Origin of the sequence: Sulfuricella sp. T08 (genome assembly GCF_000971475.1) — a bacterium.
Classification (GTDB): domain Bacteria; phylum Pseudomonadota; class Gammaproteobacteria; order Burkholderiales; family Sulfuricellaceae; genus Sulfuricella.
Genome location: NZ_DF967527.1, coordinates 86001 through 111123, shown reverse-complemented (window position 1 = coordinate 111123; position 25123 = coordinate 86001). Strand labels below are relative to the sequence as shown.

The 25123-nt window shown below is 58.9% G+C and carries 26 protein-coding genes; 11 read left to right on the top strand and 15 right to left on the bottom strand.

Annotation, left to right across the window (positions count from 1 at the left end; genetic code table 11):
* Nucleotides 1-5: 5 nt before the first annotated feature.
* From SCT_RS04145 to SCT_RS04080, 14 genes are all read right to left on the bottom strand, one after another.
* Nucleotides 6-800, bottom strand: a complete 795-nt coding sequence (locus SCT_RS04145) for a hypothetical protein (RefSeq protein WP_059419457.1) — start codon at nt 798-800, stop codon at nt 6-8.
* A gap of 23 nt (nt 801-823) precedes the next feature.
* A complete protein-coding gene (locus tag SCT_RS04140; protein WP_059419366.1) occupies nt 824-1420 on the bottom strand; it encodes an undecaprenyl-diphosphatase in 597 nt (198 codons plus the stop codon).
* A 16-nt stretch (nt 1421-1436) separates the two neighbouring features.
* Entirely contained in the window at nt 1437-2216 is a 780-nt protein-coding gene (locus SCT_RS04135) for a hypothetical protein (RefSeq protein WP_059419364.1), read from the bottom strand.
* Nucleotides 2217-2308: 92 nt separating this feature from the next.
* The gene (locus tag SCT_RS04130; RefSeq protein ID WP_059419363.1) at nt 2309-2641 is read right to left on the bottom strand and encodes a PepSY domain-containing protein; all 333 of its coding nucleotides are present in this window, start codon (nt 2639-2641) and stop codon (nt 2309-2311) included.
* 254 nt (nt 2642-2895) lie between these two features.
* Nucleotides 2896-3231, bottom strand: coding sequence for an ISC system 2Fe-2S type ferredoxin (fdx, locus tag SCT_RS04125; RefSeq protein ID WP_059419361.1), 336 nt, complete (start codon nt 3229-3231; stop codon nt 2896-2898).
* A 40-nt stretch (nt 3232-3271) separates the two neighbouring features.
* A complete protein-coding gene (gene hscA, locus SCT_RS04120; RefSeq protein WP_059419359.1) occupies nt 3272-5146 on the bottom strand; it encodes a Fe-S protein assembly chaperone HscA in 1875 nt (624 codons plus the stop codon).
* A 16-nt stretch (nt 5147-5162) separates the two neighbouring features.
* The gene (gene iscA / locus SCT_RS04115) at nt 5163-5486 is read right to left on the bottom strand and encodes an iron-sulfur cluster assembly protein IscA (protein WP_059419357.1); all 324 of its coding nucleotides are present in this window, start codon (nt 5484-5486) and stop codon (nt 5163-5165) included.
* A gap of 20 nt (nt 5487-5506) precedes the next feature.
* A complete protein-coding gene (gene erpA / locus SCT_RS04110; protein WP_059419355.1) occupies nt 5507-5860 on the bottom strand; it encodes an iron-sulfur cluster insertion protein ErpA in 354 nt (117 codons plus the stop codon).
* Nucleotides 5861-5892: 32 nt separating this feature from the next.
* On the bottom strand, nt 5893-6318 hold the full coding sequence (gene iscU, locus SCT_RS04105) for a Fe-S cluster assembly scaffold IscU (RefSeq protein WP_059419353.1): 426 nt from the start codon (nt 6316-6318) through the stop codon (nt 5893-5895).
* 47 nt (nt 6319-6365) lie between these two features.
* Nucleotides 6366-7577, bottom strand: coding sequence for an IscS subfamily cysteine desulfurase (locus SCT_RS04100; RefSeq protein WP_202812114.1), 1212 nt, complete (start codon nt 7575-7577; stop codon nt 6366-6368).
* A 452-nt stretch (nt 7578-8029) separates the two neighbouring features.
* Entirely contained in the window at nt 8030-8368 is a 339-nt protein-coding gene (locus SCT_RS04095; protein WP_059419454.1) for an iron-sulfur cluster assembly accessory protein, read from the bottom strand.
* Nucleotides 8369-8380: 12 nt separating this feature from the next.
* Nucleotides 8381-8593, bottom strand: a complete 213-nt coding sequence (locus SCT_RS04090) for a 4Fe-4S binding protein (RefSeq protein ID WP_059419348.1) — start codon at nt 8591-8593, stop codon at nt 8381-8383.
* Between the two features lie 410 nt (nt 8594-9003).
* Nucleotides 9004-10635: a nif-specific transcriptional activator NifA gene (gene nifA / locus SCT_RS04085; RefSeq protein WP_059419346.1), complete on the bottom strand. Its 1632-nt coding sequence runs from the start codon at nt 10633-10635 to the stop codon at nt 9004-9006.
* A gap of 404 nt (nt 10636-11039) precedes the next feature.
* A complete protein-coding gene (locus SCT_RS04080; RefSeq protein WP_059419344.1) occupies nt 11040-12254 on the bottom strand; it encodes an IS256 family transposase in 1215 nt (404 codons plus the stop codon).
* A 309-nt stretch (nt 12255-12563) separates the two neighbouring features.
* Here SCT_RS04080 and SCT_RS17015 point away from each other — a divergent pair, with 309 nt between their 5' ends.
* Nucleotides 12564-12746 (top strand): hypothetical protein, encoded by a 183-nt coding sequence (locus SCT_RS17015; RefSeq protein WP_144408216.1) that lies wholly within the window; start codon nt 12564-12566, stop codon nt 12744-12746.
* Here the strand turns inward: SCT_RS17015 and SCT_RS17010 are convergent.
* Nucleotides 12743-13105 carry a hypothetical protein gene (locus SCT_RS17010; protein WP_159107881.1) on the bottom strand — a complete coding sequence of 121 codons (363 nt, stop codon included), beginning with the start codon at nt 13103-13105 and terminating at the stop codon, nt 12743-12745. The genes SCT_RS17015 and SCT_RS17010 overlap by 4 nt on opposite strands.
* Between SCT_RS17010 and SCT_RS04075 the strand changes: the two genes are divergently transcribed.
* The 10 genes from SCT_RS04075 to SCT_RS04030 are packed head-to-tail and all read left to right on the top strand — an operon-like array spanning nt 13080 to nt 25110.
* Nucleotides 13080-15503 carry a hypothetical protein gene (locus SCT_RS04075; protein ID WP_088178628.1) on the top strand — a complete coding sequence of 808 codons (2424 nt, stop codon included), beginning with the start codon at nt 13080-13082 and terminating at the stop codon, nt 15501-15503. The genes SCT_RS17010 and SCT_RS04075 overlap by 26 nt on opposite strands.
* Nucleotides 15504-15514: 11 nt before the next feature.
* Complete coding sequence (locus SCT_RS04070; RefSeq protein ID WP_059419343.1) at nt 15515-16510, top strand: beta-propeller fold lactonase family protein; 996 nt, start codon at nt 15515-15517, stop codon at nt 16508-16510.
* Nucleotides 16507-17796 (top strand): FecR domain-containing protein, encoded by a 1290-nt coding sequence (locus SCT_RS04065; RefSeq protein WP_059419340.1) that lies wholly within the window; start codon nt 16507-16509, stop codon nt 17794-17796. Before SCT_RS04070 ends, SCT_RS04065 begins: the two co-directional genes overlap by 4 nt.
* Nucleotides 17797-17809: 13 nt before the next feature.
* A complete protein-coding gene (locus SCT_RS04060; protein ID WP_144408214.1) occupies nt 17810-18223 on the top strand; it encodes a hypothetical protein in 414 nt (137 codons plus the stop codon).
* Nucleotides 18220-19089 carry a hypothetical protein gene (locus SCT_RS04055; RefSeq protein ID WP_059419336.1) on the top strand — a complete coding sequence of 290 codons (870 nt, stop codon included), beginning with the start codon at nt 18220-18222 and terminating at the stop codon, nt 19087-19089. The genes SCT_RS04060 and SCT_RS04055 overlap by 4 nt, the downstream gene beginning before the upstream one ends.
* Nucleotides 19090-19099: 10 nt before the next feature.
* Nucleotides 19100-19459 (top strand): hypothetical protein, encoded by a 360-nt coding sequence (locus SCT_RS04050; RefSeq protein WP_159107880.1) that lies wholly within the window; start codon nt 19100-19102, stop codon nt 19457-19459.
* A complete protein-coding gene (locus SCT_RS04045) occupies nt 19459-21057 on the top strand; it encodes a hypothetical protein (RefSeq protein ID WP_059419332.1) in 1599 nt (532 codons plus the stop codon). Before SCT_RS04050 ends, SCT_RS04045 begins: the two co-directional genes overlap by 1 nt.
* Nucleotides 21058-21073: 16 nt before the next feature.
* Nucleotides 21074-22312 carry a hypothetical protein gene (locus SCT_RS04040; RefSeq protein WP_237759601.1) on the top strand — a complete coding sequence of 413 codons (1239 nt, stop codon included), beginning with the start codon at nt 21074-21076 and terminating at the stop codon, nt 22310-22312.
* Nucleotides 22313-22318: 6 nt separating this feature from the next.
* Complete coding sequence (locus SCT_RS04035; RefSeq protein ID WP_059419331.1) at nt 22319-23620, top strand: hypothetical protein; 1302 nt, start codon at nt 22319-22321, stop codon at nt 23618-23620.
* Nucleotides 23617-25110, top strand: a complete 1494-nt coding sequence (locus tag SCT_RS04030) for a hypothetical protein (RefSeq protein WP_059419329.1) — start codon at nt 23617-23619, stop codon at nt 25108-25110. Before SCT_RS04035 ends, SCT_RS04030 begins: the two co-directional genes overlap by 4 nt.
* Nucleotides 25111-25123 lie beyond the last annotated feature (13 nt).

The window sequence follows — 25123 nt, the reverse complement described above, 5'->3', positions numbered from 1 at the left end:
AACCTTTATCCGCGCGCCAACAAAACTTTGTTGACTGAGTGCCAGGGTTTGTGTCTGGCTGGCCGCTGCCGGAACAGAGCGATGACCAAAACGATGAACGCAAGCAACACCACCGACGCGGTATAGCGGCTCAACGCCAATCCACCTGACGCGATGGGCTTGTCCAGAAAATCCCCGACCACCGCGCCCAGCGGTCGAGTCAGGATGAACGCAGCCCAGAACAGCATCGTATGGGAAATTCGGGTCCAGAGATACACCGAGACGACGAACAGCAGCAAGCCCCCAAACACGATTGCCCCACCCTCATAACCAAGCCCTGCGGTGTCGGCCGTCCAGTCGCCCAACGCGGTGCCGAGCGTCTGGGAGAACATGATGGTGACCCAGTAGAACATTTCCGACTTCGGCGAGCCGACGCTGTCCACCGCTACGGAGCCGAGCGTCTTGTACCAGATGGCCAGCGAACCCATCAGCAGCGCGAACAGCAGGCTTGCGCCGCCGGTGTAACCGATACTGAGTGAACGATCGGCGAAATCCGCCAGCGTCGTGCCGACGGTGGTGGTGGCAATGATGGTCGTCCAATACAGCAGCGGGTGAAAGCGCTTGGCCCGAATCTGAGCCGCCACGGCGATGAGAAAAACTGCCGCGAAGATTGCCGTGCCGACGAGATAGCCAAGGTGCATCGACATCGACACGGCATCGCCGCCCGTCTCGCCCAGCGTCGTCGCGGCGATCTTGATGATCCAGAAAATCAACGTAACTTCCGGAACCTTGCTCAATGCTTGTCGGCTTGAATCATCCATAGTGAATTTATGATTGTTTGTGCTCATTGTCTCACCCATCCCTTTTCGATCAAACCGGCAAATGCCCACCGGTAGGTGCGTTGCATCGCCTGAACAAGAGGCGCCACGAAACGGTGCTCCTCGCCGAGAATCAGCCAAGCGCTGCCAAAGGCGACAAGGGCGGCGCCCAGCATATCCAACGGGAAATGCACGCCCAGATAGATGCGCGCCCATGCCACCGGCAGGCCAAGCAACGCCAGCGCCCAACCGGCCACGCGCGGTTGCTCATGCAGCAGCAGGCTGAAGGCAACGGCCCAGATCAGGGTCAGGTGATCGCTGGGGAAGGAGCTGTCTGGCACATGCGCCATCAGTGTCTGACCAATCCCCGCCACGAAGGGGCGCGGGTGATTCCAGACGAGCCCGATCAGTTGGTTGATCAAGAGCCCGGCCAGTCCCGATGCCGTCGCCGCGACCAGCGCATGACGGGTCGCGGCCGAGCCGCGCAGCCAGCCAAAAACCATTCCCATCGGCACGATCCAGATCAACCCGTCAGCCAGCAGGCGAGCCACCTCAACCGCAATGCCGGAAGCGCCCGGCGCGGCGTTGAGTAGCAGAAACAGCGTTTGATTCCAGTGTTCCATATCCGCTCCGATGAGATCAAGCCGTCCGGGGAATCACGTCCTTACGGGTGACGCTCAGGAAAACGACCGAGCCCAGAATGGTCGTGAGAAATATCAGGCTGGTCGTTACCGTGCCCAGTCCCAAACCACCATTGGCGATGGGTTGCGACAGCCAGTCGCCGCAGGAAGCACCGAGAGGGCGCGTCAGGATATAGGCGATCCAGAAAGCCAGAACGGCATTGGCCTTGAAGCCGTAATAGGCCACGGTAACGGCGGCGATCAGCGCACCGAACATGAGCGCGGAGTTGGCATACCCAAGCTTCATACTCTCGGCAACAAGATCGCCTGCAGCTGTGCCTAGGGCAAAAGTAAACAGAATGGCCGCCCAGTAGAGCAGTTCGCGCCGGGTCGTAACGATGGAGTGAATCGACAAAGTCTTCTCGCGGGCATACCAGAGGGCGAACGTGGCCAGCAGGGCGATGCCGAATGCGGCTGTGGTAGTTTCCAGCGCGATCCCGAAGTTATCCACCAGATTGTCGGTGATGAGGGTTCCGACGATGCTGATCAGTACGACGTTCACCCAATACAGCCATGGGACATATTTCCTGGCACGCAACTGGATGAACAGGAATGCGGCCAGCAGGCTGGCCATGACGAGGGAAGTGCCGGTCAGCCCGAAATTCAGATCGAAGTTGAGGAAATCGGCCCCGGTCTCGCCGACCGTGGTAGCCATGATCTTGATAATCCAGAAGTACAGCGTGACTTCCGGCACCTTGTTCAGCATTTGCATCGCTTCGTCGCGCGCGAGTGTTTTCATTTCAATTCTCCCGTCAGTTGCCGTGGCGCTGGCTCGATCCAGCCGACAAGCCGGAGGCGGCCACGCCGCCCCCGGCAATACGACCTGACCGATCAGTCGGCCTGGTCATGGTCGTCGTCGCGATCGGCCTTGTCCTCGGTGGCGGCGATAACCTTGCCGTTTGCCGGATCGACTTTCACGTCCATGACTTTCTTGCCATTCACGACCTCGACATCGAAGACCCACTGGCCCTTGTGCTTCTCGAACTCGGCGCGGGACGCCTTGCCGCCGACGTGTTGCTCGGCGGCGGTAACGGCCTGGGTCAGGCCGATCTTTGCGGCTTCAATCGCCAGAGCGTCGTTTTCCATTGCCTTGGCGGCATAGGCGCTGCCGATCGCGGTGGCGGAAAGTGCGGCAAGCGCAGACAGGTAAATCTTGCGTTTCATGATGGTCACTCCTTTAAATCACGCGGATATTCGCGTGGTTGTAAAGATAGCAATAGAGAATTAGCGGAGAATTAGCCAGTCGTGGTGCTATGGCCAGCTTCGACTACCTGTTCCAAAGGGGATGGTTCAATGTCGGAGAAGGAATGTTAAGCGGCCTATTGGTCGCGCAGTATTAGCGCACCAAAGTCTTCTGCTATTGGCACACAGCAGAAGTTTAGTTGATATGCCAATAGGCGATTTAAGCAACAGCAGGCTCAGCCTTCCCTGACCATATTGATCGTATATTTTGGTATTTCGATCACCAGGTCATCGCGGCCCACGGTAGTCTGGCAACTCAAGCGTGAATCGGGCTCAAGACCCCATGCCTTGTCCAGCATGTCGTCCTCTAACTCATCCGAGGGAGTCAGCGAATCGCCCCCTTCCCTGACGATGATGTGGCAAGTCGTGCAGGCGCAGGATTTCTCGCAGGCGTGTTCGATGGCAAGACCATGTTGCAACAGCGCATCGCATATCGAAATACCGAACGGTACATCGATGGCGATACCCTCCGGGCAAATTTCTTCGTGAGGGAGAACGATCAGTTGGGGCATGGTAGATGGTTTTGGATCTTCATTTTTAGAATGCGGATTCTCACAAGCTGGCCGCGATTTCTTCAAGGCGATGGCCTGACAGGGCCTGCCGCACCGACATGTCCATACGCCTGGCGGCGAAGTCTGAGGTCACTTGATTGAGAGATTCGGCTGCCATCTTGATAGCACGATGGTTGTCTCCGGCTATGGTTTCGCGCAGGGTCGCCATCGCCAGGCTGATGTCGGCGAGCTCCTTGGCGGTCAACAGGGCACCACCACTTTCTGCCACTGCCGACTCCGTGGCTTCCAGCAGACGGTTACCTTCGGTTTGCTGTTCGCGCAAGGTGCGTGCGGCCATATCCTCCTGGGCATAGAGATAAGAATCCTGCAGCATCCGGGTGATTTCTACGTCACTCAGACCGTACGAGGGTTTGACTTCTACCCTGGTTTCCACATCGGTACTTTGTTCGCGAGCGGAAACGGAAAGCAGGCCGTCCGCATCTACCTGAAAAGTGACGAGGATACGCGCCGCGCCGGCCACCATGGGCGGAATACCGCGCAACTCGAATTTGGCCAGCGAGCGGCAATCGCTCACCAGTTCGCGCTCGCCTTGCAATACATGGATCATCATCGCGGTCTGACCATCCTTGAAGGTGGTGAATTTCTGGGCGCGGGCAGCGGGGATGGTGGAGTTGCGCGGGATGATTTTCTCGGTTATTCCGCCCATGGTTTCTATCCCGAGCGACAGAGGGATCACGTCCAGTAGCAGCATCTCGTCCGCACTGCGGTTACCCGCAAGGATATTGGCCTGGATCGAGGCGCCGATGGCGACCACCTTGTCCGGGTCCAGGTTGGTGAGAGGATTCTGCAGAAAAAATTCGCCGACGGCACGGCGGACGTGGGGCATGCGCGTGGATCCGCCCACCATGACCACGCCCTTGATGTCTTCAATGCCCAAGCCGGCATCGCGCATCGCCTTGCGAGTCGGGGAAAGGGTTTTGTTCACCAGGTTTTCGGTCATACCGGCGAAGCTCAGGGAAGTCAAAATCAAATCCACTATCTGGCCTGTGGAAAGCACGGCCGTGATCGCCGTTTCAGGATGTTTGGTCAAGGCTTCCTTCGCTTCACGCGCCTTGGTCAACAGCAGACGCACATCGTGGGCGCCCAGTGAAGACAGCTTGGTTTGCTCCAGAATCCAGCAGTAGATGCGCTGGTCGAAGTCGTCCCCGCCCAATGCGGAATCTCCGTTGGTGGCCAGCACTTCAAACACTCCGCGTGTAAGCCTGAGGATAGAGATATCGAATGTTCCGCCGCCCAAATCGTAAACCGCATAGACACCCTCGGAGGCGTTGTCCAGACCGTAGGCCACGGCTGCGGCAGTGGGCTCGTTCAGCAGCCGCAGCACATTGATCCCGGCTAGCTTGGCTGCGTCCTTGGTGGCTTGGCGCTGGGCGTCGTCGAAGTAGGCTGGCACCGTGATGACCGCGCCAACAAGATCCCCGCCCAGTGCAGTTTCCGCCCGTACGCGCAAGGTTTTCAGGACATCGGCGGAGACTTCTACCGGGCTTTTCACGCCTGCGGCGGTTTTGATTTGCACCATGCCTGGCGCGTCCACAAAGCGGTAGGGTGTATCGATGGTCTTCTGCAAGTCACTGAGGCCCCTGCCCATGAAACGTTTGACCGATACGATGGTGTTGTGTGGATCTTCGCTTTGTTTGGCCTGCGCCCCGTAGCCCACTTCGACGGGGCCATCCACGCTGTAGCGCGCCACCGAGGGCAACAATCCTCGCCCTTGCTCATCGTTGATCACAGCACTGACGCCGTTACGCACACTGGCCACCAGTGAGTTTGTCGTGCCGAGATCGATCCCCACCGCCAGCCGATGCTGGTGGGGCGCGGTGCTCATGCCGGGTTCGAAAATTTGCAATAGTGCCATGATCCCTCCCAAACACTCAGACGTTAAAACTTTCGCCGCAGCCGCATTGGTTCTTGATGTTGGGGTTATTGAACTTGAACCCCTCGTTCAGCCCTTCGCGTACGAAATCCAGTTCGGTACCGTCCAGATAGGCCAGGCTCTTGGGGTCTACCAGCACGGTGACGCCGCAGCTTTCGAACTTGATATCGTCGGCGTTAAATTCGTCCGCAAACTCCAGCGTATAGGCGAGCCCCGAGCATCCGCTGGTGCGCACGCCCAGGCGCAGCCCGACTCCACTGGCACGCTGGATGAGGAATTTTTGCACGCGGTCCGCCGCGCTGGATGTTAAGGTGACAGCCATTTGTCCGCTCCCCTGGATAATTAAACCGAAAATGAACTGCCGCAGCCGCAGGTAGTGGTCGCATTAGGGTTCCTGATCACGAAGCGTGCTCCTTCCAGGCCCTCCTCGTAGTCGATTTCTGCGCCAACCAGATACTGGAAGCTCATGGGATCGACGAGCAATCTCACGCCGCCTTTTTCGACCACGGTATCGTCATCGGCAGCAGCCTCGTCGAAACTGAAGCCGTATTGAAACCCTGAGCATCCTCCTCCGGAAACAGAAACGCGTAGCTTCAGGTTCGGGTTGCCTTCGTCCAGGATGAGCTCGCTCACCTTGTTCGCAGCGCTGTCGGAAAAGACGATCGGGCTTGGAGTCTGGGTAGTCGCGTCTAACATGGTTTGACCTTTCTATCTGTGGAACTGGTGGATCAGGCTGCCTTCATCGGCGAGCAGGCATCGTAGCCCTGATCAGCGACGGTGTGCCTGGTTTTGTAATCAGCCACGGCCGCCTTGATCGCGTCTTCCGCCAGAATGGAGCAGTGAATTTTGACTGGAGGCAATGCCAGTTCTTCGGCAATCTGAGAATTCTTGATTTCCAGCGCCTGATCCAGGGTTTTTCCCTTGACCCATTCCGTCACCAGGGAACTGGACGCAATCGCGGAACCGCAGCCGTAAGTTTTAAATTTGGCATCCTCAATCACCCCGTCCCGGTTGACCTTGATCTGCAGTTTCATCACGTCTCCGCAGGCCGGTGCGCCGACCATGCCGGTGCCGATGTCATCATCGCCATTCTCGAAAGCGCCAACGTTGCGGGGGTTTTCGTAATGGTCCAGCACCTGCTCGCTATATGCCATGATTCACTCCTTGAAATTGATAGTGATACTGCTTTTCAAACCGGTGATTAATGTGCTGCCCACTGCACGCTGCTCAGGTCGATTCCAGCCATATGCATGTCCCACAGGGGAGACAATTCGCGCAATCTCGCAATCTTGTTTTTCAGCAGCTGAATGGCGTAATCCACTTCCTCTTCCGTGGTGAAACGGCCGATGCTGAAGCGGATGGAACTGTGCGCCAGTTCGTCGCTATGTCCCAAGGCCTTGAGCACGTAGGACGGCTCCAAACTGGCCGATGTGCAGGCGGAGCCGGAAGACACGGCAAGATCCTTGATCGCCATCATCAGCGATTCGCCTTCGACATAGTTAAAGCTGATGTTCAGGTTGTGTGGAATGCGCTGTTCCATATCACCATTCACGTACACTTCTTCCATGTCCTTCAGGCCGTTATAGAGCCTGTCGCGCAGCATGCGGATGCGCTCGTTTTCCGTGGCCATTTCCTCGCGAGCGATGCGGAAAGCTTCGCCCATACCCACGATCTGGTGCGTGGGGAGTGTACCGGAGCGCATGCCGCGCTCGTGTCCGCCGCCATGCATTTGCGCTTCCAGGCGGATGCGCGGTTTGCGTCGCACAAATAAGGCGCCGATGCCCTTCGGGCCATAGGTCTTGTGCGCGGAAAACGACATCAGGTCCACTTTCAGCGTGCGCAGGTCAATCGCCACCTTGCCGGTAGATTGGGCTGCATCGACATGAAAGAGGATGCCTTTTTCGCGGCAGAGAGTGCCGATAGCAGCGATATCCTGAATCACGCCGATTTCGTTGTTCACATGCATGATGGATACGAGCATCGTGTCAGGTCGAATCGCCGCCTTGAGTTTTTCCAGATCCAGCAGGCCGTTCGGCTGCGGGTCGAGATAGGTCACCTCGAAGCCCTCGCGCTCCAGTTCACGCAGGGTATCGATTACCGCTTTGTGTTCTGTTTGCATGGTGATCAGGTGCTTGCCTTTGCCCTGATAAAAATGAGCGGCACCCTTGATGGCCAGATTGTCTGATTCGGTTGCACCGGAGGTCCAGACGATTTCCTTGGGGTCACAGTTCACCAGCCTGGCCACTTCTTCGCGCGCATTTTCAACGGCCTGTTCAGCCGTCCAGCCGAACGAATGCGAACGGCTTGCTGGGTTGCCGAAATTTTCCGTCAGATAGGAAATCATCTTTTGCGCAACCCGTGTATCGACTGGGGTTGTTGCCGAATAATCCATATAAATTGGAATGCTTAGCACTTGTGCGATCCTTCGATGGTGTGTCTGCCCGGATATCGGACAGACAGTTTTATTCAATACTTAGCAAGTCTTATGCCATCGACTATTTCATGGCTAATGCACTGGTTCATAAAGATAAAATTTATTGGTCTGAATACAAACAAAAAGGTTTGTCGGTTTTTGTAGGGTTTGAGACAAACTGAAATGGCGGTGTTTTGACGTATAAATTGCGGCGATCGACCCGGACTTGCTCATTAAAACGTGGAAGGAGGGGGGGTCGATTAAAGAGCTGTCGATACTTGCGCTGGAAGGGATTGTGGTCGCACGTGAATATTGGAGGAGATGCGACCACTGGATTGCCGATATGGCCAAGTTCAGCGAAGAGGGGAGCCTCTGCTGGAGCCCCTGCTTTCCATGATCGACTAGCCGTGGCGTCGCGTGATGCTGTCAATATTGATTGTTGCCTTACCGGCTCAAGATCCGATGACGGTGCTGCTGCAACTTCCTCCGCATGTCCCGTGTGCATTCGGGTTGAAGAACTTGAGCCCGGCTTCCATTACGGCGTCGGCAAAGTCGATGATGCAACCCTCCAGCAAATCGCGGCTGGCCTTCGGCATGAACACTCGGAGAAATTCCAGCTCGATCACGTAGTCGCCAAAATGCGGGGCGCGTTCGACAGTAAACTCGGAGCTCAACCCGGAACAGCCTCCTGGGCTTACCACCAGGCGAAAACCTGCTGTCGCTCCGGCATTGCCGAAGCGGACCATGCGGCGCATGAAGTTTTCCGCCATGAGCGTAATAGTCAGGTTCATATTCATCCCCCTTTATGCCGCGTAGCGAGGCAAACTTTTATCCACCACCACGCAGCCTTCAACCGGGCAAACCTCTACGCACTGCGGTTCTTCGCCATCACATTCAGTACATTTCTTCGGGTCGATAATGTAAGTGCCGTTTTTTTCCTTGATCGCGACGCTGGGGCAAAGTGGCTCGCAGAGGGTGCAGGCGGTGCACGTAGATGAGATGATCTTGTAAGGCATGGTTTTCTCCTGGTGAATAAAATAATTCGTTATGCGGTCGCTAAATCTTCCGGGATGCTTATCTCACCTCTGCCGCCACGGCCGGTGAGGCCGTAATGGCGCTTTAGGTGGCAACCCAGCGTTCGTGCAGCCTGAGAGGAAAAAATGGAAATGACTTTGGTTAACATCACTTGATCCTTGCGAGCTTCATTTTCCTAATAGCAACAAGCGTGCCATGTGATTGTTTTGTTTTAATACCATTAAAAACATAAGGATGCAGAAAACTCAGAGGCTGTCTTGAATGCGACAAAAGAGAGGGGGTAGGGTGAGAAATGCGACAAGATGATTAATTGGGCAGCCAGGGCACCATCCCGGTCAAAGTGGTGCTTTGCATCAACCCCAGCGCCAATGTATTCGGTACTATTGATCCGTTACAACTGCTTAATCTCAATATTGAACTTCTTCAACGCATAACCCATCTGACGCGGCGTGAGATTCAGCAACCGCGCCGCCTTGGCCTGCACCCAGCCGCACTTCTCCATCGCCCATATCAGACGGTCACGCTCTGAAACCGGCTGATGTACTTCAGGGTGCTCGCTAGTGCTTTCCGCCTCCTGATAGGATTCCGGCAGGTCTTCGGGAATAGTCGGCATTTCAGGCGCGGATTGCCGTTGCGGCACGAGCGGGATCGAGCGGTGATCCTTGCCATAGTCCTTTAAGGTCGACGAAAAACACAGCCCTTTCTCGCACAGCATGTCGGACTGGCGGATAAGATTGCCGCGCGTCATGGTGGCCATTCGCTCGACGCAGTTTTCCAGCTCGCGCACATTGCCAGGCCAGTTACACCTGCACATGGTCTGCATTGCCTCCGGGCTGACGGTGAAGTTGCGCTTGTTTTCGCTGTTGTACTTATCCAGGAAATGCTTCAGCAGCGGGGGGATATCGTCGCGTCGTTCACGTAGCGGCGGCAGGAAGATCGACACCACGTTAATGCGGAAATACAGGTCGGCGCGGAATTCGCCCTTGCTCACCATTTCTTCCAGATTGCGGTTGGTGGCGGTGACCATCCGCACATCCACGCGGATGGTACGGTTTCCGCCGACACGCTCGAACTCTCGCTCCTGCAGCACACGCAGGAGCTTGGCCTGGAATGCCGGCGAGATGTCGCCGATTTCGTCCAGAAACAGCGTGCCGCCATTGGCTTGCTCGAAACGCCCCTTGCGGTCCGAGGTGGCACCGGTGAAAGCCCCCTTCTCATGGCCAAACAATTCCGATTCGAGCAGGCTTTCCGGCAGGGCAGCGCAGTTAAGCTTGATGAAGGGGCCGTCCTTGCGCGGACTGAGGAAGTGAATGGCGCGGGCAATGGCCTCCTTGCCGGTGCCCGATTCGCCGCGCAGCAGGATGGTGGCCTTGCCCGGCGCGGCTTGGTGCACGTCGGCGAAAACCTGCTGCATGCGCTTGCTCACGCCGATGACGTTGTCCAGGCTAAATTTTCCTTGCAATTCCTTTTGCAGCCGGAATTTTTCCTGCATCAACTGCTCGCGCTCCGCCGCCACATTCTGATGCAGGCGCACGCTCTGGCCGATCAGGTTGGCGACCATGGAAAGAAAGCGCACATCGCCCTGGAAGCGCCCCGACCTGTCCGCCTCCCGGTCCATGCCCAGCACGCCGATGCAGCGGCGTCCCACCTTGATCGGCACGCCGATAAACGCCACCTCTCCGGCTTCCACCTTGCGCGAACCGGTGCGGTTGAGGAACAGTGGCTCCTTGGAGACATTCGGAATCACCGCCGGCATGCCGCTCTGCAGGATGCGCCCAGTCACGCCTTCGCCTATCAGGAACCGACCGCGCTTGATCTCCTCGGCAGAAAGCCCTACCGCAGCCACCACCTGCAACTCACCGTCCTCTTCCACCAGGCTGACCATGCTACGCTGCATGTGCAAATGCGAGGAAAGCAAGTTCAGCACGCCACGCAAAGTTTTGTGCAGATCCAGCGAGGAGCCGAGAATCTTGCTGATTTCATATATGGTGACTAATTGCACCGATGAAGTATCTTGTGCCATGTTCGATCCAGGATGATTTTTCGACGACTGCATGGATACACGCAAGTTTCGCGCCAAGTGGCCATCCAGAGTTCAGCAACGGGTCATGAATGGCGTCTTATCTCGTCTTAAGGAAATTAACGGGATTTCTTCAAATACCAATTCGGGAGTTCACGACAGTAATTTAAGCAACGTAATGGTGCATGGTGTGGAATTAGGGCACAGCATGCACCATGGTAGACCACCAATTCCCGACAAATTTACTATACTATTGCCAGCAGATCTCATATGTGTTCAAATATAAACATATAAGAATAAAACGCTCTACCATAAAGCGCACAGGAATCCATTGTTTTATTTAAGATTTTAATGAGATAAAACACCTAGCCGGGGGTGTCCTGAATTTTGTGTAAACGGGTTTTCGTTTAACGCTGTGGCAACCGGTCATCGAACTGGATAGTAAACTGGTTTAGCGCAGCTTTCCAATCCCGGATCGGCATGGTCCACTTCTGGCTGATGTTCATCAGCGCCAGATAGAACAATTTCAGCAGCGCCTCATCAGACGGGAATGATCCCCGGTTCTTGGTTATTTTACGCAGGCTCATGTTCACCGACTCGATGGCGTTGGTGGTATAAATCACCTTCCTGATTTCCGGCGGGTAGTCGAAGAACGGGATGATGCGCTCCCAGTTACGCCACCAGGACTGGACAATCGAAGGATAGGCCTCTCCCCATTTCTCCTCGAACTCGGCCAACTTGGCCTCAGCTTCCTCGACGGTTGCAGCCGAGTAGATGGTCCGCAGATCAGCAGCGACGGCCTTGCGCAGTTTCCAGCTCACGTAGTTCAGGCTGTAGCGCACCAGATGCACGATGCAGAGCTGGACGGCCGTCTTGGGGAAGACCGCCTCGATGGCTTCCGGGAAACCTTTCAATCCATCAACGCAGGCGATAAAGATGTCCTGCACGCCACGGTTCTTGAGTTCGGTCACGACTTGCAGCCAGAACTTGGCGCCTTCTGTCTGGGCAATCCAGATGCCCAGCAGTTCCTTCTCGCCAGCCAGATTGATACCCAGCGCCAGATACACCGCCTTGACCCGCACCGCGCCGCTATCACGCGCCTTAACGTAAATGCAGTCGAGATAGCCGATGGGATACAGGGTATCCAGCGCTCTGGACTGCCAGGCTTTGGCATCGTCAATGACCGCATCCGTGACCGAGGAAATCAGCGAGGGCGAGACTTCGGTGCCATACATTTCTTCCAGGTGCCCTTGAATCTCCCGCACTGTCATGCCGCGAGCGTAGAGCGATAGTATCTTGTCGTCGAAGCCCGTCCAGCGGGTCTGATGTTTGGGGATCAGTTGCGGCTCGAAGCTGCCGTGGCAGTCTCGGGGGATATCGATGGGCAGTTCGCCGAATTCGCCTTTGAGCGTCTTCTTGCTTTTGCCATTGTGGGTGTTGCCGGCAGGGTTGGCGACGGGCTCATTTTTGGCATGGCCAAGGTGTTCGGCCAGCTCGGCTTCGAGCGCCCGTTCCACCAGTTTCTTGGTGAGTTGCTTGAGCAGCCCATCTTCCCCAATCAGGTCTTCGGGTTTCTTGTAATCAGCCAGCAGGCTGTCCAGCAGTTCGTTGCTTACGGTCATTACAGCTCCTTTCTTCAGGACGGCAGTTTCCTGCCAAATGACCGTTTACACAAAATTTCTTACACTCTTAGTTCTCGAATTTCTTACCCAGGTCGCTGAAAACCAGAGCCAAGTTGGCCTCATTTAGGAAACGACCGACACCGGTCTGGAACTTCCTTGACAACATCTAAGGTGTTCTTCCCAACAAAAATAGGGTTTTCATGTATTCACAAATACGCTCTCGCCTATGATACTCAAACCACATCCATAAGCGTTGCACCGGGATAGGTTGTACCAGCCCCCGTGACAGCCAGCTAGGGGGTAAGGCGCATGGCGCAGCCAGATGCGGTTTTCCAGAAAGGTGATGGCGGGCTGCGCGATACCGTCAGTCAGACGGTGGTTGCCGTGCAAGGCGGCAATTGTGCTGCCCCAGCTTGCGAACAGCCAAAAAACGTGCGCAGTTGCCGGGTGCCACCGCTGCGCAAATCATGCGAGACACCCTCTTGGGACTAAAACATCACCCAATCGACCGGACAACACGGCAGCGACACACCATCGCGCATCGGGATGCGTTCGTACCGAATTCCGCTGTGAAACCAGCTTGTCGATTCGGACGATAGACGCAAAAAACTGAATTCGCCCCTGCTTTGCTGCTTTGCTTTGAGGGATGCCGCGATGAAAAAATCAAAATCAGTCCGCTGGATAGCCATCTGTAGCGTTGCCGTCGTCGGGGCGACGCTCTGGTTTGCCCAGCCTGCCAACGAGGCGCGTGCCACGCTGCCGTCGGACCAGCCCACACCGGGCGCTGCCGTGCCGCACCCGGTCGCGCTGCCGGACACTACCGCCATGCCTGATGCGGCGGTGCCGTACAATGACGCCGCTTTCCACACCGCCGAAAAGGGACTCTCGCCGTCCGCCCGCGCCGGGCGCGAAATCTGGTTCAAGGCGACCGCAGGCAATGCGCGTTTTCACACCTATACCTTCCAGCAGCGCATCACCGCGCTGATCGACTGGTACGGCGTACTGCGCGGCGACCAGCGCAACACGCGTTTCAAAACCTGGGGCTTGATCAACGACCCCGACTGCTGCACGCCGGGTTCGGTTGGCTGCCCGGCCAGCAGTTACGAAGTAACCTATGGCTTCGACTGGTGCCCCGGCGACCAGACCCTGCTGAAGTTCGTCGGCAAACCCGGCTACCGTGACCCGGCATGCGACTTCAAGGATGCCAGTGCTGCCGCCAGCGACCCCGCAGGCCACCGCAATGGCCGCGAGGACAGCTGCAATCTCGCTTTCGGAACCTCCACCGGCGCGCTCGGCTTCCGCAAATTCCCCAACCCGCGCTTCGACCCGGTGGCCTGGAAAAAACTTAACGGCAGCCTCGGTACCTGGCAGGGCTACGACCACAAACTGTCCAGCGACTCCTCCCGCGCTGACTTCAAGCTGCGCAAACTCGCCGACGCCTCGATCGAACCGCCCTTCCTCATCGGCACCGCGTGCGCTTCATGCCATGTTGCCTTCAACCCGGCCAGGCCACCGCTCGACCCCGAACACCCGAAGTGGGAAAACCTCTCCGGCCTGGTCGGCAACCAGTATATTCGCGTCTCCGAAATCCTGGTTTCGGGGATGCCGCACGATGACCTGCTGTGGCAGATTTTTTCCCATGCGCGTCCCGGCACTTCCGACACTTCGGCGATCCCCAACGACCAGGTGAACAACGCGGGCACCATCAACGCGCTCATCAACATCGCACAACGCCCCACGTTTGCAGGCGAAAAAGTCAACCGCTGGCGCAAGGCGGCAGCCTGCCCGACGGGCGCCAAGGAATCCACCTGCTGGTGCGAGCCCGGCAAGCCCGGCAAATGCTGGGAAAAAAGTATCCAGACCGAGACCGTTCACCACATCCTCAAGGACGGCGGCGACTCGATCGGCGCACTTGGCGCGATCCAGCGCGTGTACTTCAACATCGGCTCATGCGCCGAGCAGTGCTGGGTCAACCACCTCACCGACCTGCGCCAGCTCGACCCGCAAGCGCGCAACTTCGGCCAGACGCCGTTCGACATCGGCCAGTGCCGCCGCGACTGCCCAAACTTCCGCGCAGTGGAAGACCGGGTGCACAACATTCTTGATTTCTTTTTGACCGCTCCCGAAGGCCAGGCGAAGGATCTCACCGAGGCGCGCGCGAACCAGCGCCAGACCGCATACGGCCAGGCCGACCTGGTGCGCGATCTGGAAACAAACTTCGGCAAGGACGCGGTGTCGCGCGGACAGCAGGTCTTCGTCGCCAACTGCGCTCGCTGCCATTCCAGCAGCAAGCCGCCGTTCGAAGTGGTGGACTTCCGCGCCATCGACAGCAAGACCGGCCTGCGCGCCGACTGGCTGGGTAACGACGTGCCGACGCCGGTCACCGAAGTCGGCACCTATCGCTGCCGTTCGCTGCATTCCAACCACATGCGCGGCCACGTCTGGGAGCAGTTTGCCAACGAAGATTACCACGCGCGCAAGACCGTCTCCGGCCTCCTCGAACCGCACGACGGTGGGCGCGGCTATTACCGCAACGTATCGCTCTTGAACCTGTGGGCGCACGCGCCCTTCCTGCACAACAACTCGGTCGGCCCGGAGCTGTGCGGCTGGGGCGGCGACAAGGCCAATGCCTACGAGCTGTACCGTTCCAGTTACGTCGATACGAGCAAACCCGGCAACCCGCCGCTGGCAAAGGACAAGCAGCCGGCCTGCTGGCCATACGACCCCTCGGTCGAGGGCCGTTTCAAGCTCTATGTCGCGGCTATGCAGGACTTGTTGAACCCGGCGCAACGCATCCCCAAGGCGACCAAAGTCGACGAGGACATCGTGCTCGACATCGGCCCGCGCATCTTCGACGGCAAGGAAGAAAAACGCCTGATCGGCTTCACCGTGCGGGTGCCTGCCGGTGCCACGGCGGGCAACGTCGGCAACTTCCACCACAAGGACTTCATCGTCGATCTGGTGCGCGCCAGGCTCAAGCCCGCCGAACTCGAAGCCCGGTTGGCCAAGGTGCTGCCCGCCGCCGAAGCGAAACAGCTTGCCACAGAAATGCAGGGCATCGGCAAAGCCATCGTTTCCGATCCAGGCCAGCTGGTCGAGGTGGTGAAGCAAGCACGCGCCCGCACCCCCGCACTGTGGCAAGTCTATGCGTCGTGCAGCGCTGAAATCGAAAACGACGGCCACCGCTTCGGCGAAGACCTGTCACCCGCCGATAAAAAGGCGCTGATCGCCTTTCTGGCGACTCTCTGAGGCACATGCCGATGAGCACGCCTCGACTCCTGGTTCTTGCGTTAATCCTGTCGGGCTGCGCCGAGATGGAGCAGCTTAAAAGTCGCTTGACGGTCGATCAGACGCCGCCAACAGCGCGCATTTATGTCGCGAACGAGAGCTCGAATTCGGTGTCGGTGATCGACGCGGCCAGTTTTAAGCAGATCGCCCTGATTGATCCAAAAAATACTTCGACCCATGACCTCGCGCTATCGCGCGATGGCACCCGCTTATACGCGACTAACCTGGCGTCTGGCCGGCTCTCGGTCATCGATACGCGCGGGCTGGAAACCATTGCTTCCATCTACACGGGCAAACGCTGCCACGTGGTGGCGCTCACCAACGACAATCGCCAGGCGTGGGTTGCCAATATCGGCGAAAACACCGTGTCCATTGTCGATACCGCCACTTATCGCGTGGTCGGCACGATCGCGGTCGGACATGGGCCTACCGGTCTGGCTTTTTCCCATGACGGAAAGTTTGCCTATGTCAGCAACCAGGGGGACCGGGCCGTGGCCGTGGTGGATACCGCAAGCTTGAAAGTCATCAAGACGATCCCGGTGGGAGAGAGCCCGCACTTTCTGACCTTGGGCCCGGACGGACGCATATGGGGAGCAAACTCTGGCAGCAAAGATATCTACATCATTGATCCTGCCACGCAGACCAAGCTTGCCAGCCTCGATGTAGGTGCGAACCCCCAGCAAATCGCATTCGCCTATAGGGGAATGAACGGACTCTATGCTTACGTCACACTTTCAGGCGCCAATCAGATCGCGGTGGTCAATACCGAGTTAAGCAATTTGCGTGTGGTCGCAAGGCTTGCCGCGGGTGAAAAGCCTAACGGCATTTGGGCGAATGCCGAGGGCACACGTCTTTATGTAGGGCATGAAGTCTCCAACGATCTACGCGTAATCGATACCGGAAGCAATGCTCTGATTGCCACGGTTCCTTTGGGTAAAAAGCCGATCCGGGTGGTGGCGTCGCGATGATGGTGATTGGATCTGGAATAATTAGGCACGGTCACCATATCGGCAAGGCGTTGCTTTTGCTCATTCTGGCACTGACCGCCGCTGTAGCCGCGGCAAGCACCATTGTTGGCGAGGCTAAAAATGCAATCGGTACGCTGCTGGTGACGCGCAGCGACGGCATCGAAGAGCGCTTGCGTGGCAAAGGCGCACTGGCTCTTTATGAGGGCGACGTATTAAGCACTGGACCCGACAGTCGCGCGCTCATCCAATTTCGCGATGGCGTTCGCGTGGCACTGGATTACCGAACCCGTTTCATGATCCTCTCGCGCTGGGAAAAAGATAAAGCCAGCACGCGCATCCTCCGTCTCGACAAGGGCGCGTTGTGGGTAAAAACCAGGTCAGGATCCGGGGCGCTGGAAGTAGAAACGCCGGTCGCCAGCGCCGCGGTGAGCGATGCTGAATTCATCATCGAAGTACTGGATGGCGGCAATAGCATCCTCAGCGTAATCAAGGGTGTGGTGCCATTCGGCACGGCTTTCGGCACCTGCCCGATTCGAACGGACACGGTGAGCTACGCGGTCCAGGGTAAAAAATGCACCAAGCCCGAGACCATGGATGTGCGACCCGCCGCGGCCTGGAAAGCCAGCCTTGATGACTCGCCAAGCGACTCGGCCGCTGGCAGCAAGCCGGATGCAGCACCCCTGCCGCCGTTCTGGCCGCCGCCGGACGCTTCAACCCACCAGACGATTCCGCGCGAGCTGGTGGTGGGCAACGCGCCTGCCACATCGACCTTGGCCAGCGTGGCGGCCCGGATGGAACGCGCGATCGGCAGCGCCGGCTATTCCAGCCCCGGCTACTATTCCGTGCCGGGCGGATTTGCCATGTTGACCCAGCTTGAGCGGATCAACCCCGATGCCACACCGCTCCCGGCTGAACAACGCTGGAAAATCAAGGTGAGTCCGGTCAGCCTCACTTCCTTCAATCTGGCGGCATATCTGAAAGCCTTGCTGGGCAAGGATGCTGGCTTGTTTCGCGTCATCGCTTTTGTATTTACTGCAGAGCCTATCGTCGCCAGCGGGGTGAAGCCGCTCATGGACGAAGCCAAGCTTTGGGTTGGCCATGGCGGCACCGCTCTGCCCGCAAAGTTCTCGGCACTGCCCTATTCCAGTGACATGATTTGCACCGCACTGGTTTACGAATTCGAAATACCGTCGCATGGTGCGGCTGCCCACCAGTTGAAACCGTCTGATCACAACGGACAGCAGCATCTCAAAGCTGCCCGAATTCTCCAGGCGCTCGGAGGCTAGAATGCAGGTATCCATGAGCTCCTCACGCAAAACGCTGGCCCTGGTCTGGTTCGTCGGCGCGGGGCTCAGTTTTCTGGCGCTCTATCTCATTACGACTTTCGGCCAGAGCGAGCGGGTCGAGAGTTTATGGGACTGGTATCTGCCCGCGGTCACCCCCAATCTCTCGCTCATCGTCGGCGTGATGTTCCACGACATCAAGTACAAATCTGCAAAGAGCGAACAGGTGGATGCTTTCATCTATCGGGTGGCGCTGTGGCTGTCCGTCTTCTACCTGCTCATGCTGCTGGCCACACCGCTGCTTTCGCCTTTTACAGAGGCTGGGATTGACCTCGATCTGAAGAATTCGCGTTTCGCCCTGTCCCTGATCCAGGCGCTGGCCACCACGGCACTGGGCGCATTTTATGTCAGCCAGAAGGGAAACCCATGACCCATCCCATATCCGTGAGTCTTCTGCTGCTGGCGTCCGTGTTGCTGGGCGGCTGCGACAGCGGCTGGTTCGCCGGCAAGCCCGCCATCGCCTTCGCGCCCTACGGCGACGCCTATCCCAGCAAGCCCGACTTCGCGCAGGTCGAATACGAATACCCGATCCCACTGAAGCAACTGGCCAAAGTCACGCCCAAATACCTTGCCAGCCTCGAACAGGAGCAGCTCGACCAGCTCTACGCGCGGCTCGGCTCGGGGCCGATTCCCAATGGCGCGTTCGACGGCGAAATCGTGTTTCCGCGCGGCAGCTCGGGCAAGTTGCGCGCCGCAGAGATCATCGGCGGCTTGAAGGGTCTCGGCGTCAACTTCAAGGGCAGGATGCTGGAAACCGCGGGCGAAGCTTTGTGGAAAGGCAAGGTTTTTTACCGCGACGAAAAAATCCTGCGCAACCGCATCGAAGACCTCGCCATGCTGCGTCCGGTCATCGGCCCCGGCGACATTCCAAAAATCGATGTCGATGGGAAGGATGCCTGGCTGCTGTTTCCCGCCAAGCTCTACTGCGGGCAAAGCCTGATCGACTCGCGCCGCGAATCCATCATCATCGACTACGCCTTCACCGACGACATCCGCGGCTACCGCGAAAAGCCCGATTTTCTGGCCGGGCGGCGCGGCCTCAAGGTGCGCGACGAAATCCGCATGGTGCGCCCGGGCCTCTATCTCGGCCGCGCCTACATGGACCACGCCTTCATCCTCAACTTCGTGCTCTACAACAAGGAACTTGACCACGCAGGCCGCGCTGAATTCGAGACCGGCCAGGTCAGGGACGAATGCTGGAGCGGCACGCAGCAGCGCGTCGTTGCTGCCCGCTGAGGACATTGCCATGCAAACGCTCGCCGATATCGACTTTGCCGCGCTGACGCAAAACCATTTCCATCCTTCGCCCGCCGCGTGGGAAGATCAGGTGTTCTACTTTTTTCTGGTGGATCGCTTTTCCGACGGCAACGAGGCTGGCTTTCGCGACCCCGCAGGCAATCCGGTAGCGGGCGGCACCACTCCCTTGCTCACCACCGCCGACCACGACAACACAGTCGGCACCGAGCCTGACGCGCAGACCTGGCGCAACACCGGCGCGCGCTTTGTCGGCAGCGCGCTGGTGGTCGCCGCGCCGCGTCCCGAGTGGCGTGCAGTGTGGCTCGAACTGCCTGCCGCCGGTTGCGCAGTGTACGGACCGGCGGACTGATGCCCGATGCGCGCCGCCGCTCCTGCCTGATTATGCTTGCCATTTGCCTGGCGCTAAGCCCAGCATGGAGTCATCCGGCGCAGCCGCCTGCTCCGGCGCAACCCGATCTACCTCCGCTCGGGCGATCGCGATTTGATCAGCTCATCGGCAACGCGCCGGTGCCCTATCCCTACTCGCGTCTGGCGCAAATAATCCAGGCGCAAATGCAGCCCGACCCGGGCGGCATGCCCACGCTCAAGACCACGCTGATCCCGCTCGGTCGCTCGCTGCAAAAAAACGCTGGGGCACCGGATTTCTTTCGATTTCCGCGCGTGGTTGCCGCCGCCGACGGCCTCAACAAACCCGGGGTCGCCCCGCTGCAAGACCGGCTGTTCCTCGGCTTCCACGAAAAGGGCGAGGTCATCGAAGTCATCAGCTACAACGATACCGCCGGGCGCTTCGAATTCCAGGTGGTGCGTGATTACGCGCCGGGCAAGACGCCGCAGGTTTTCTACGCGCGGCGCAATTTGTGCCTCGCCTGCCACCAGAACGCCGCACCGATATTTGCCCGCCCGCTGTGGGACGAAACCCCGGCCAACCCAGAAATCGCCCGCCGCTTGCGCGCGACGCGACGCGACTTTTACGGCGTCAAGCTCTCCGGCACTGACATCGCCTATTTCATCGACGCAGCCACCGAACGCGCCAATTTATTTTCGGTCTGGCAGACGCTGTGGCAACAGGCCTGCGGCGAGGGCGAAACAGGCGACCGCTGTCGCATGGAAGCGTTTGCCGCAGCGCTGGATTACGCCCGCAGCGGCAGTCTGCCCGCCGCCAACGCGTTACCGACGCTGGATCTCAACTGGAAAACCCGATGGCCGCAGGGGCTGCCCATCCCCAATCCTGATCTGCCCAACCGCGACCCGCTGGCCGCAATGCCGGATGCCGCGAACGACCCGCTGTTGCCGCGCCCACCGCTGGAAATCTGGAAAGCGCCGGACAAAACCGCTTTTATCGTCGGACTGGCCGGCATGCTAGACGCTGCCGTCGTTAAACAATCGACGCTCAAACAGCTGAGGCAGCGCGATTTGAGTGCCGCGCTGGAACGCTTGCGTGCACGTGGCGAACTGGGCGCGCGTCCGTTCAGCCTGTCACTGTTGCATGCCCTGCAAGCCGAGCTTGGCATGGCACGCAAAATAGCGCCGCTCAGACTGCCGATCGCGCGCACCGAAGCCGCCTCCCAGATCAGCGGCGCGCACGCCCTGTTCCGCACCCAGTGTGGCTTATGCCATGACAGCACAGCGAACTTTCCGCCGAATTTTTTGCACGGCGACGACGCTGCCGTCAGTGCCCGTCTCGATCATTGCGCCGAACGCATTTATTATCGCCTGAGCATGTGGCACATCGCCGAAACACGGCGCGGCAAATCCCCCATGCCGCCGCCCAGCATTCTGGCTGCGCGCGGCATCGACACCGAAACCTGGACACACTCGCCCGCCATGGCGGCACTGCTTGAAGACGTACGCCTGCGCATCCGCGCCCAGAACGGCCAACCCGAAGCCCTGCTCGCGCGGCGTTTCGAGCAACTGCGTGCCTGCCTGCCCGACCCTGTCGCGCCCTAAGCCGAAAGGACATCGCATGCCCAGCGAAAACTCAAATGCCAGTCGTCCGGTTCCGCGCGCAGATACCGACTCGGCGTTGCTGAACTGGCTCTCCGATACGTCCACCTTCCTGTTGCATCTGGAGCGGCGCATCGATCCCTGGCTGCGCCCACCGTTCGATGCACTGCTGCGCGACTCACTGGCGCGCCTGGTCACGGCCTGGATTAACTGGCAGCGCCACGATGAAGGCTTGCAACTCGCCGAGGAAAAAACACTGCCCGATGAAGCCGCGTATCTCGATTCGATCATTTCCACCTTCGAAGAACAGATGAAAAAACTGTGGAAGCCCGGTGGAATGGAACGTGGCGGCAACACCAAGACGCACGGCATTGTGCGCGGCGAGTTTATCGTTCATGACCCTCTCCCGCCGCAATTCCGCCACGGCATTTACGCCAGGCCGCAAAGCTTTGCCGCCTGGGTGCGTTTCTCCGGGCCGGGGCCTTACATCACGCCGGACATCGACGATGTCGGCTTCATGAGCATCAGCATCAAGCTCATGGGCGTGCCGGGTGCGAAGCTGATGGATGAGGAGCGGCACACGCTGGATATGTTCGGCGTCTCCACGCCGACCTTCGTCACGCAGGACACCCGGGCCAACGCGCACTTGCAAACCTGGAGCCTGAAGAACGCGTCGATATTCCATTTCCTCAACTTCAAGCGCCCGCACGTGCTGGATCTCATCATGCAGTCGCTGTTCATCAAGACGCAGAGCAGCCCGTTCGAAGCACCCTATTTCAGTTGCGTGCCGTATCTCCTGGGTGAAGGCCAGGCGATGCAATATTCGGTCTGGCCAAAGACGAAGCAGCGCACGCCGATCCCGCGGCTGCCGCTGCGCCCGCCCGACGACTACCTGCGCGACGCGATGATCGCAGCGCTGAGCAAAGGCGACGTTGAATTCGACATCCGCCTGCAACTGCAAACCGATCCATTCCTGATGCCGATCGAAAACAATGGGGTGCTGTGGCCGGAAAAATTGTCGCCGCGCGTGGCAGTGGCGACGCTGCGTCTGCCCAGACAAACATTCGATTCCCCGAAGCAAATGGCATTCGCCAAAAAACTTTCCTACAACCCGTGGCATACCATCGCCGAGCATCGTCCGCTGGGCAATCAAAGCCGCGCCCGGCAGCGCATGTATTTCGAGTTGTCCAGGCTGCGCCATACCGTAAACGCGGTGCCGCACTACGAGCCCAATGGTGACGAGCGCTTCGATGAGTAAACTGCGATGACACCGCAATCCAGCTTCATGATCCTGGCAGCCATTGTTCCGGCGCGCGAGGCAGTGTTGCGCCAGTCGCTCGCCGCCATGAACGACGCACCGGGGCGCGTAAATCCGAACAACGCGCTGCTGCCGTTCGCACAGTTCAATACCTTGCATGTCGCGCGGCTGCTGATCCTCGATGACCAAACCAGCGCAGACATCCGCATCCACGGTGAGACGGCCCCGGCTTACCCGCTTTATTTTGCCTTGCTCGGCGACATCGACGGCGACGAGGACAGCTTCCTCAACGCACTGGTACGGCACGCAGCGAATGGCTTGCGCACGCTGTTTTCCTGCTGCGAGGGCTTCACGCCCGCCACCGATCTGCTGGCCTGGATGAAGCAGCAGAGCAGCAGCGCCATCGCCAATTACGTGAACTGTCGCGGGCGCACGGTGGTACAGGTGCGCGAAGAAGCGGCGCTGCACGATGCGCTCGAAAGCCACCTCGCGGCACATGCGCCTGCGCTCCAAGGGCTTGCCCCGCGTGCGCTTCACGCGCAGCTGGCGCAGTTCGTTCAGGCAGAGAGAGCCGCCGGGCAGCTCAAACTCTCCGAGGAAAGCGCGACCCCGTTCAAATGGTGGATCGCCAACACGCTGCACCTGCTCGGCATGCCCGTGCTGCTGGTGCTGGCGTCGCCGCTGCTCATCGTGATTGCGCCATTCTATCTGGCGCGCCTGCGCTATCTGGAGAAAACCGATCCGGAACTGTGCCCCAGCGTCGATCAGGCCTATTCCGACGCGCTGGCGCTGGGCGAAGATCACGATGTCACCAACCAGTTCAGCGCGATGGGCAGCTTAAAGCCGGGCCTGGTGCGCCGGCTGACCACCATCGGCGTACTGCTCACAGTCAACTACGCCGCGCGGCATCTGGTTCGTCCCGGTCGCCTCGGGCGCATCCGCTCGATCCACTTCGCGCGCTGGGTGTTTATCGGCGGCACGCAACGCATGGCGTTTTTCAGCAACTACGACGGCAGCGTCGAGAGCTACATGGACGATTTCATCAACAAGACCGGCTTCGGCCTGAATGCATCTTTCAGCAACGGCGTCGGCTATCCACGAACCAACTGGCTGGTGCTGGACGGCTGCGCCGACGAATGCAAATACAAGGAATTCCTGCGCCGTCACACCCTGCCGACACAGGTCTGGTACAAGGCCTATCCCGGTTTGACCGCGATCGATCTGGAGCGCAACACGCGCATCCGCCGGGGCCTGGAATCCGCGTCGATGAGCGAAGAGGCAGTTCGCGAATGGATCGCCCTGTTATGAACCCAGTCGATTACGCTGACGTGCAAGGTTTGCTGCGCTTTGGCTACAAGCACATGACGCAAGCCACCTACGCGCTGGTGCGAGTCAAAAACCCCGCTGCCGCCCGCGACTGGCTGCGCACGGCACCGGTCAGCAACGCAATGCTGATGACCCCGCCGCCGACCACGGCGCTGCAGGTCGCGTTCACTGCGCCGGGCCTGCGCGCGCTCGGCGTTGCCGAGCCGGTGATCGCAGGCTTCTCGCACGCGTTTCGCGGCGGCATGACGCAGGAAAACCGTGCGCGCGAACTGGGGGATGTGGGCATCAATGCACCAGAACATTGGGAATGGGGCGGGCCCGCCAACGAGGTGCACCTGGTGATCATGTTCTTCGCCCAACCGGATGCTTTCGATGCGTTTGTGCAAGTCAGCACCGGCGCTGTCTGGAAGGAGGCGTTCAGCGAAGCCCGTTGGCTCAAGACTGAAAATCTCGACGGCGTCGAGCCATTCGGTTTCGCCGACGGCATCAGCCAGCCACAGCTCGATTGGGAACAGCAGCAAGCTGCCCATGTCGAGTATGACTACAGCAACTTGGCCGCGCTCGGCGAATTTTTGCTGGGCTATCGCAATGAGTACGGCAAGATCACCGACCGGCCTGTGCTCGATCCCGGTACCGCGAGTGCGGATCTGCTGCCCGCGCTGGATGCTCCGGAGAAGAAAGACCTCGGTCGCAACGGGACGTATCTCGTGATGCGGCAACTGGAGCAGGATGTGCGTCTGTTCTGGCAATTCGTCTACCAGCAGCGCGGCGGCAATGCGACTGAAGCGCAACAATTGGCGGCGGCAATGGTGGGGCGGACGCGCGCGGGCGATCTACTGGTGCCGATTCAGCAGCAGCCCATTCCAGGGACAGGAACAGACCCGGAACAGATCAGCCAAAACCAGTTCACCTTCGATCACGATCCGACGGGCGCTCGCTGTCCGTTCGGAGCGCATGTGCGGCGCGCCAACCCGCGTAATGCCGACTTCCCCGAGCGCCCGGCCAGCCTGCTGAAAAAACTCATCACCCTGCTGGGGTTTGGCCCGCAAGGGTTCCGCGACGACCTGATGTCTTCCGTGCGCTTTCATCGCATCCTGCGGCGCGGCCGCGAATATGGCAGCGAGCTGAAACCGGAAGATGCGCTGGCGCCCGCTCCGCCGGATGATCCCAGGCGCGGACTGCACTTCATTTGCCTCAACGCCAACCTCGCGCGCCAGTTTGAATTCATCCAGAACGCATGGATAGCAAGCACCAAGTTTTCCGGCCTGAGCGGCGAGAGCGACCCGCTTCTCGGCAATCGCCAAGCCATCCCAGGCTGCCCGGTAACCAGCGCTTTCACCGTGCCGCACGATGGTGCTTTACGCCAGCGCGTGACCGGGCTGCCGCAGTTTGTCACGGTACGCGGCGGGGCATATTTCTTTCTGCCCAGTCTGCGCGCATTGCATTACATCGTCGGAACAGATGATGCGTAATCTCTGAAAACCC